Annotated in this window: 3 protein-coding genes; all 3 read right to left on the reverse strand. The window is 42.8% G+C overall.

Annotated features, from left to right (window positions below):
• The coding region (locus tag AC1DIT_RS24795; RefSeq protein ID WP_476998478.1) for a non-ribosomal peptide synthetase at positions 1-2,393 on the reverse strand (2,393 nt) is incomplete at its 3' end.
• A complete protein-coding gene (locus tag AC1DIT_RS24800) occupies positions 2,390-8,860 on the reverse strand; it encodes a non-ribosomal peptide synthetase (protein ID WP_016132796.1) in 6,471 nt (2,156 codons plus the stop codon). The genes AC1DIT_RS24795 and AC1DIT_RS24800, both read right to left, overlap by 4 nt.
• A 2-nt stretch (positions 8,861-8,862) precedes the next feature.
• A partial coding sequence (locus AC1DIT_RS24805) for a condensation domain-containing protein (RefSeq protein WP_476998479.1) occupies positions 8,863-10,791 on the reverse strand: 1,929 nt, incomplete at its 5' end.

Raw genomic sequence — 10,791 nt, forward strand, 5'->3', positions numbered from 1 at the left:
GTGACATCTACAGTCGCTTCTGTAGGACCATACAAGTTGCTTAACTTCGTTTGCTGAGAATCATAAAACACACCCTTAAACCGGCGAACTTGTTCGGTATTTAACGCTTCTCCACTGGTAAAAACCTGACACAAAGACGATACGTCCTTTTTCGCTTTGAATTGTTCCATATAATCCAAGAAAGTAGATAACATCGACGGAACAAAGTGCATCGTGGTCACGCGATATCGCTCAATACACTCCTCAATCATTGCAGGATCCTTCTCGCCACCCGGTGGAAGTAAACAAACACGTGCTCCTACAAATGACCACCAAAATAATTCCCAGACAGAGACATCAAACGAAAACGGCGTTTTTTGAAGAATCGTATCCTGTTCAGATAATGGATAGTTTTTTTGCATCCACTGTAATCGGTTGATAACCGAGTGGTGTTCAATCATCACTCCCTTAGGATTCCCTGTCGAACCCGAAGTGTAAATGATATACGCCAAGTTGTTTGCTGTCACTCCGCTCACTGGTGCCAAGCTACTCTCTTTAGAAATCGCTGCTTGATCTCGATCCAAACAAATCGCTTGGATGCCTTCAGGCAACCAACCCTGTAACGCTTCCTTTGTTAAAAGCACTTGGATCTGCGAGTTCTCTAAAATGTATCTCAGGCGATTTTCAGGATAACTCGGATCCAGTGGGACATAAGCCCCACCTGCTTTGAGAATCCCTAAGAGACCAATAATCATTTCGGGTGAACGCTCGACACATATACCGACCAATGACTCAGGTCCTATATCCCGTTTCTGTAAATAATGTGCCAATTGGTTCGCTTTCTCGTTGAGTTCTTGATACGTCAGCTGTCCACCTTCATACACTACCGCCACCGCTCCAGGTGTACGCGCAACCTGCTGCTCAAACAGTTCGTGAATCATGCTCTCATGTGAATAAACTACGTCAGTGTCATTCCATTCTTCCAAGAGCTGCTTCTGTTCTGTGTCCGCTAGCATCGACAGCTTTGTAAATGATTCATCTGGATGATGAACAATTTCGTTCAACCAGTTTTCAAAATGCCCTGCCATACGTGCAATGGTTCTACTGTCAAATAAATCGGTATTGTATTCAAAAGAGACAAATAGACCTTCTTCCACCTCATAAGCGGTTAAACTCAAATCAAATTTCGCGATGGAAATATTACTTTCTATCATTTCCAAACTTCTCCCAGACAGCTCTATTCGTTCTTGTTTTATATTCTGTAGCGTAAACATGGTCTGGAAGATGGGCGAATGACTCGTACTCCGTTCAGGTTGTACAGCTTCTACCACTTTTTCAAATGGAATATCTTGATATTCATACGCTTTCAACGCCTTTTTCTTTATCTGAGACAAAATCTCCCGGAACGTCGGATTTCCACTGAGATCCGCCCGATAGACTAACGTATTAACAAAGAAGCCGATTAATCCCTCTACTCCTTTATGGTTCCGATTCGCAATCGGACTTCCGACAAGAATATCTTCTTGCCCCGTATAGCGAGCAAGAAAGCTCTGATATGCAGCCATTAAGGTCATGAATAAGGTAGCTCCTTCTCGTCGACTTAAATCCTTCAATGAACTGAGTAATGTGTGAGGAAGAATCACATGATACGTGTCCCCAGCGTACGTTTGCGTAACCGGTCGAGGGCGATCCACTGGCAGTTGTAGTATGGGAAGCTCACCGGACAATTCTTCCTGCCAATACGTAAGTTGTCGATCTAGCACTTCACCCTGCAACCACTGCCTTTGCCATTTCGCAAAGTCTGCATATTGAATCGATAGCGAACTTAGTCCAGCAGGCTCCCCACTCATTTCTTCCTCATAGAAGGCCAGCAATTCATTGATCAATATGCCGATGGACCACGCATCAGAAATAATATGATGCATGGTACATAGCAATAACCATTCCTCTTTCCCTAATTGAACCAGTTGATTACGAATCAAAGGGCCATTCATTAAATCAAACGGATCCTGCGCTTCTCTAGCAATCAAACTTTCTATCTCTTTTTCCTTTACTTCCAGAGGAAGGTGAGAATAATCCTCTACAGGTAGTTTTCTAGGAAGGAATTCCACAATATGTTGCATAGGTTGGTCTCCTACTTCCTTAAAAACGGTGCGTAATGATTCATGACGTTCAATGAGTCGATTCAATCCCTTTTCCAATGCTTCAGGTATCCAATTTCCTTTTAGACGCCATACTGTCGGAATATTATATACTGAACTGTTTGGGTTAAATCGGTCCATAAACCACAAACGTTGTTGTGCATAGGACAACGGAAGCGCTTCTTTATTCTCCTTTTTCTGCATCTGTTTCTGAAGCCACGCTCTCTTCTCAGGAGAAAGCGAATTCAACTTTGCAAGTAAATCATTTCTCATTTTTTCACACCTTCCTCAACCAAGTTTCTCTCGAATATACCTTGCGCTTCTTCCTCTGATAACTCTTCCAATTGCTTAAGAAGTTCAAGTAACTCTTCATCATTACTCGCTGCTGCTTCATTTTGAATATAGTCTTGAAAACTTACATTCTCCTTACTATCATTCTGCGCTTGCTCATTTCCACTGCAGCGCAACTGATTAACCCGTTCTGCCAATTCCTGCACGGTAGTATACGTAAATAAATCATGCAGTGGTAACTCAATTCCAAAGGTTTCATTCAGATTAGAAACAGCTTGTGTAGCGAGTAATGAATGGCCACCTAGTTCAAAAAATGAATCATGAATCCCGATATTTTCAGTGCCTAAAATTTGATGCCATATCGAAACAATCGCTTCTTCTGTAGGGGTACGAGGGGCAACATAACCACCCTCTGCTTCCTTGCGCTCTGGTGCAGGTAAGGCTTTCCGATCGATTTTCCCATTTGGGGTGAGTGGGAATACTGTCAATTCGACAAAGTGTGCCGGAACCATGTAATTTGGTAACTGGGTCTTGAGATAATCACGCCACGCATGAGCATTTCCTTCTCCCACTACATAGGCAACTAAACGCTGATCACCCGGATGATCTTCGCATACCATCACAACGACTTCGTTAACTGATGAATGACTTTGTAACGTCGCTTCAATCTCCCCTAGCTCAATCCGGAATCCACGGATCTTCACTTGATGATCGATCCGACCGAGATAATCCAAATTCCCGTCCGGTAGATATCTCACAAGATCTCCCGTCCGGTATACTCGCTCCCCTTCTTTAAATGGATGCGGGATAAAACGCTCGTTTGTTAAGTCAGGGCGATTTAAGTAGCCACGCGCCAAGCCTGATCCCCCAATGTAAAGCTCACCCACTACACCAATCGGGACCATTTGCTGGTTTGCACTGAGTACATATACTTCTGTGTTAGAGATGGGTCTACCAATCGGTGGTACCTTGTGCATAACACCCTTTTCTAGCTTCATATACGTAGAGTAGGTAGTATCTTCGGATGGACCGTATAGGTTGTACACCTTTTCAATCGGACTTCTCTCATACAAGTGCTGGACCAGTGACTGCGGCAACGGTTCTCCAGCCAAATTCATCACTTTTACCGAAGAAGGGATTAACTTTGCTCGAACCAGTTCCTTCGCTGCTGATGGCACAGTATTGACCAAGGTCACATCCTTCGTAGACAACTTGTCCAGATGAAGGGCACTTTCAGCGACAATTACCTTGCCACCCCTCGTCAAAGGAACAAATACTTCAAAAACCGATAGATCAAAGGATAGTGAAGTTGATGCCAGCACTCCCGCTAATTCCTGTCGGGAATAGGTTTGATGTGCCCAATGGATCATCGCCAACGTACTCCGATGCTCAATCATCACTCCCTTAGGATTGCCAGTGGATCCTGAGGTATAGATGATATAAGCTAAGTTATCGCTTGTCACTTCACTCGTACATGCCGTCGTTACTTCCTGTTCGATCGCTGCTCGATCACGATCGATACAAATCATGTTAACCGATTCAGGTAACGTCATTTTTTGCTGCAACTTGTCCTGTGTCACCAGTACCTCGATTTGAGCATCCGCTAAAATATACCGTATCCGACTCTCCGGATACGCAGGATCAATCGGAACATACGCTCCTCCTGCTTTCATGATTCCTAGGAGACCGACAATCATCTCGGATGAACGTGTAACGCTGATCCCAACCAATGATTCGCATCCCACACCCCTCTTTTGAAGATAATGGGCCAACTGATTGGAGCGTTCGTTCAGTTCTTGATACGTTAGCTCCTCATCTTCGCACACTACCGCGATCGCTTCTGGCGTTTTCTCCACTTGTTCCTCAAACAATGTATGAATCGTGCTTTCACGTATGGCCACAACACCTGTGTCATTCCATTCCTCTAGTAACCTCTTATATTCTGCTTTCGATAGCATATTCAGCTTTGATAGTGAATCTTTTGGATGAGATACAATTTCATATAACCAATGTTCAAAATGACCTGCCATTCGTTCAATAGTTGCAACATTAAACAAATCGGTATTATATTCAAAAGTTAGCAATAACCCTTCTTCCGTCTCCGATGCAAATAAACTCAAATCAAATTTGGCAACCGAAGTATGACTTTCCATCAGCTCCATGTTTCTTTCTGATAGCTGAGGTAACTCTTGTTTCGTATTCTGTAAGGTAAACATGGTTTGGAAAATCGGCGAATGACTGGTATTCCGTTCAGGTTTTACGGCTTCTACCACTTTCTCAAACGGAATGTCCTGATACTCGTATGCTTTTAGTGCCTTTTTTCGTATCTGCGACAGAAGTTCTTGGAACGTCGGATTTCCACTGAAATCAGCTCGATAAACCAACGTATTTGCAAAGAAACCTATTAATCCTTCAATCTCTTTAACATTCCGGTTCGCAATCGGGCTTCCAACCAAGATGTCATCTTGTCCCGTATAACGAGAAAGGAAGCTTTGATACGCCGCCATCAAGGTCATAAATAAGGTGGAGCCTTCTTGCAGACTTAATTCCTTGAGCTTTTCCCGTAAGGAATTCGCCACCATCAGAGATTGACTTGCACCACGGTGGGTTTGAACAGCAGGTCGAGGACGATCCATCGGTAATTGCAAGACCGGTAACTCACCAGCCAATTCTTCCTTCCAATATTGAAGGTGCTGATCAAGATTCTCTTCTTTTTGCCATTCTTTTTGCCACATGGCAAAGTCCGCATATTGAACAGGTAACTCCCTCAGTTCCACTGGTTTTCCACTAATGGCTCCTTCATAAAAAGCCATCCATTCTTCGAGTAAGATTCCCATTGACCACCCATCCGAAACAATATGATGCATCGTACAAAGAAGTACCCATTCCTCTTTGTCCACTTTCAAAATTCGTGTTCGGATCAAAGGACCTTGTCCCAAATGAAATGGTTCCTCCGCCTCGTTTTGAACGAGCCGCTTCAACTCTCTTTCTCTGTCTTCCAGAGGGAGAGTTGTTAGATCCATTTGAGGAAGGGGTTTGAAAACATGCGACTGAACCTGTTGAACGGGTTCACCCTCTCGCTCTTGAATTACCGTCCGCAATGATTCATGACGTTCAATCAACTGATTCCATCCCGTCTCCAATGCTTCAAGTGACCATTTTCCTGTCAGTCGACATGCTGCATGAATATTGTATATCGCACTATTTGGCATTAATTGATCAATGAACCATAGGCGTTTCTGTGCGTAGGAAAGCGGAATAGATTCTTCCCGCGACATAGGTACAAGTGGTGGAATCTCTCGTTTTTTGTCTCCTTTACACAACTGATCCAGTCGCTTCGTCAATGCCTCCACCGTATCGTACTTGAATAGTTCACGTAGCGGGATTTTGATCCGGAATGCTTCTTGTAATCTAGAGACGACTTGGGTAACGAGTAATGAGTGCCCACCCCGTTCAAAGAAAGAGTCCTGAATTCCGATATTTTCTATTCCTAACACTTGACTCCAAACCGAGGCGATGAGCTCTTCCGATGGTGTTCTTGGTAGGACGTTAAACTCTCCCATAGGTTGTCCTTCCGGTGCTGGTAAGGCTTTTCGGTCGATTTTTCCATTCGGAGTAAGTGGGAAATATTCCAACTCTACAAGGTGTGCTGGAACCATGTAATTCGGTAATTGGTCCTGGAGATACGCTCGCCAATTTTGGATATTTCTATCGCTTATCACATACGCTACCAATCGCTGATCACCAGGGCGATCTTCTCTCACTAGCACGACAGCCTCTTTAATAGACGAATGCCTTTCTAAAGTCGCTTCAATTTCTCCAAGCTCAATCCGAAAGCCACGCACTTTCACTTGATGGTCCATTCTGCCTATAAATTCTAAATTCCCATCAGTTAGATATCTTACTGAATCTCCGGTTCGATATAGCCGTTCTCCTAATTGAAACGGATGCGGAACGAATCTTTCAGCAGTGAGATCAGGTCGGTTTAAGTAACCACGTGCTAAACCTGCACCACCAATATACAACTCACCCTCTATCCCTATCGATTGCAAACGCTGATTCTGATCTAATACATACAGCTGGATATTTTGTATCGGATTACCAATAGAAACAAATTCTTGATGGGGCTGACAGTCAAATGCATTCACGTAAATGGTTGCTTCTGTTGGTCCATAAAAGTTGGTCAATTTAACTTGTCCGCTCTGATCCCAGTGCTGTTGAAATCGTCTAACCACCCCTGGACTAAGCTCTTCCCCACCGGAAAACACATGACGCACGGATGAACATTTCAGTTTCAAATCAATATGATCGAAATGATCTAAGAAAACAGATAGCATCGAAGGAACAAATTGGACAACAGTAATCTGATGCTTCTCTATCACTTCAGCTATTATAGAAGGATCCTTTTCTCCACCTGGAGGCAGGAAGGATACACATGCTCCTACACTAATACCCCAAAATAACTCCCATACAGATACATCAAATGAGAATGGTGTTTTCTGCAAGACCACATCCTTTTCAGAGAGTGGATATTGATGTTGCATCCATTCAAGATAATTGATCACCGAATGATGCTCAATCATCACTCCCTTTGGATTACCTGTAGATCCTGAAGTATACATAACGTATGCTAAATTTTTTCCTGCTACACTGCTTGTACATACGATCGGTTCTTCCTGTTCAATCGCAATGCGATCTTGATCCATACAAATTATTTCAATTTGTTCGGATATACCTATTTTTTCTAACTTTTCTTGCGTCACTAGTACTTCGATTCTAGCATCTTCTAATATATAGCGTAGCCGATTCTCGGGATACGTAGGATCAAGTGGAACATAAGCTCCTCCTGACTTTAGAACCCCTAGCAACGCTATCATCATTTTTGGCGATCTTTCCATATATACACCGACTAAAGACTCTGGACCCACACTACGCTTCTGTAAATAGTGAGCTAGCTGATTAGCACGCTCATTCAGCTCTCTATAGGTAAGTTTCTCATTTTCATAAATAACCGCGATCGCTTCTGGCGTTTTCTCCACTTGCTGCTCAAATAACGTATGAATCATGCTTTCAGATGAATATTCTACTTGGGTATCATTCCATTTCTCTAGCAGTTGTACCTGCTCTTCCATTGTTAAATGGGTAATTTCGGATAGCTTTGAATCTGAGCTTTTCGTCATCTGAATTAATGTTTGCGATAGATGATCCTGAATCCGATGAATGGTCTCTTCATCAAAATGATGGCGGTCATACATCAACTTCAAAGTAAATTCCTTACCCGGCATTGCAATGAGCGTCAAAGGATAATTTGTTTGTTCTGCACTTTGGACCTCTAGTAATCTTAAATCAGCATTGCGCTCTCCTTGGATCGGGTAATTTTCGAACACATACAAGGTATGAAATAAAGTACTGCTCCTTGGAACTTCACTCCACCCTTGAATATCGACCAACGAATTATACTCGTATTGTCTCCGTTCCATTTCTTTTATCTGTATCTTACGGAGCCAGTCTACTACTGATGTATCATTCTTTACATGAATTCGGGTAGGCAATGTGTTAATGAATAGACCAACCATTTTCTCTGCCCCTGCTAATTCAGTAGGACGTCCAGAACTAGTCACACCAAATACGATGTCGCTTTCACCGCTATACCGGCTCATCAAGTAAGCCCAGGCTCCTTGTATTAACGTATTTAATGTTAGCTGACTATTTCGTACCCACTCTTGTAAAGTTTCAGTCAGTTCCTCAGATAGCTGATAAACGCTCTCTCCATAACCCTTCTCCTGCCCCTGGTCACTTCTTTCCATCGCTAATGGCGTAGGTGCATGAAATCCTTTTAATTCTTCTGTCCAGAATTTCTCAGCTTTACTTCGATCTTGTTTATTAATCCACTGGATATATTTTTTATAGGGAAGAGACTTTGGAAGATCGAATGCTTCTCCCTTTATCATCTTGAGATAAACTCCCATCACTTCACCGAAGATCAGGGACACACTCCACCCATCCAACAAAATATGATGATGCGTCCAAATGATTCTCGTTTCTTCTTCTGTTTCTTTAATCGCAGTGATTCTCATCAACGGTGCTTCATCTAACGAAAACCCTTTTCTCCGATCATCATTTAAAAACTGGTGTAATTTCTTTTCCCTCTCTCCGCATGAAAGAGCGCTCCAGTCTTCTCGACGAATAGTAAAAGGAAGACGTTGATAAACAGCTTGCAATGGCTTTTCTACTTCCTCCCACACAAAAACAGAACGTAGAATCTCATGTCGGTGAATGACGTATTCCCAGGCCTTTTCGAAAGTAGCAACATCCAATCGACCACCGAGTAAGAAACCTACCTGTACAATGTAGGAAAAAGAATGCTCATCATCTTGATCATATAAAGTATGAAACAGTATCCCTTTTTGCAAAGGTGATAATCCGTATATATCGATAACTTCCCCCATCGTTACACCCTCTTCTTTGTTAATTTAAGTAATACTTTACTCAAGCTTTCTTCCGTAAGTGCCTCTGCATCAGCAAAGTCAGATACCATAAAAGCAGACTCTGTCGTTGGTGGATTTATCAGTAGACGAAGTTGATTCAACATGACATCTGCTATCGCTTTAATCGTCAATCTAGAAAACTGTTCTCTACTATACATCCAAACAAAATGTAACTTCCCATCTTTCACCATACCAACAACATCAATCGAGTGAGATGGTTTCGATTCTGGAGCATGATCTAAGCGTGTAAATCCTGTATCCTGCATAAACAAAGATTCTTTGGAAAACACTTGATCAAATTGTCCCAAATAGTTAAAGCTTATTGATGGTTTTTGCTGTTGATAGAACGGAAGCAATTCTCTGCTCAAGTAGCGTAAAATGCCATAATCAATGCCCTGATTCGGAATTCGACGCAATTGCTCTTTCACAGCCTTTAATCCCTCAATAGGTGTTGTTGATCCCTGAAGATCAAGGTGAACGGGATAAATACTCGTGAACCAACCCACTGTCCGCGATAGATCAACGCCTTCAATCACCTCTTCTCTCCCATGTCCTTCCAAGTGAACAGAAACCTTATGATGATTTGTACAGTCAGCTATAGCTTGTACTAATGCCGTCAATAGTACCTCGTTAATCCTTGTCTTATGAGTCATCGGAACTTCTTGTAACAACGCGTGGGTCTCTTCTGCTCCCAACGTCATCGTCACTTGATCAATCGATGCTTCTGTCGTTTCCTGTATAGGGTAGTCCATCGGAATCGTCATCACTTGTTTTTCTACCTGTTCGTGCCAATAATCTTTTACTTCTTTTGAAAGGTCTGACTCACTGTATGCCTGTAGTCGTTCCGACCATTCTTTAAAGGATGTACTTTTCGCAGGTAACTGAACCTTCTGACCTTGTTTCATCTGGTTGTATACCGCCTGTAAATCTTCCAATAGAATTCGCCATGATACCCCATCTACTACTAAATGATGAATCGTCCAGAATAATCGATCGTTCCCATTCGAACCGTCATCAAAGTACACGACTCTCATCAACGGCCCTGTAAGTAAATTGAAACTGGCTTGAGTAATATCCATCTCTTCTTGTATCACTTGATTCCACGCTTGTTGATCAGCATCGTTCCGCTTTACCACACGAAGTACAGACTGTTCATCGATTCCCTCATTCCTCTGCTTCCAGGTTGCATTTGGCAACTGTTCATACCGGAAACGTAAGGCATCATGATGTTTGAGTAAGTTTAATAGGGCTTCCTCTAGTAACTCCACATCCAATCTCTCTCTTACTCTTAAAAGCATCGATTGATTCCAATGTTGTGGACGCGGATGTTCTTGCTCGAAGAACCAATACTGAATTGGAGTAGGCGGTACCTCTCCCGTCACAACCCCTTGCTCCGCTTGTACTCCCTGATCTTCTTTGACCACTTGCGCCAACTCGGCAATCGTTGGGAATTCAAACATTTGCCTGGGTGTAAGTTTTAAACCCAATTGACTCGCTTGTGATATGATCTGAATGCTGAGAATCGAGTCTCCACCAATTTCAAAGAAGTTATCATGGATTCCCACCTTTTTAATCCCTAATACTCGCTTCCAAATGGTAGCCAGCTTTTCTTCTTTACCATTTCGCGGGGCAACACATTCACTTTCGATTTTCTTCTCCTCTGGTACAGGTAAGGCCTCACGATCAACTTTACCGTTAGCAGTTAGTGGAATGGCGTCCATCATTACAAATCCTGAAGGAACCATATAGCTTGGTAGTTCCGCCTTGAGATAATCTCTCCACGCACCTACATTCCCATCACCCACGACATATGCCACCAATCGTTTATCACCCGGCTGATCTTCTCGAACAATTACAACAGCCTCTTTTATGGATGCATGCGCGTTTAAAGC

The sequence above is a fragment of the Bacillus sp. 05T22 genome (genome assembly GCF_056396765.1).

Bases quoted from the DNA above. Each gene is read 5' to 3' on its own strand.
- AC1DIT_RS24800 (WP_016132796.1), bottom strand. From the start codon at position 8,860: ATGGGGGAAGTTATCGATATATACGGATTATCACCTTTGCAAAAAGGG.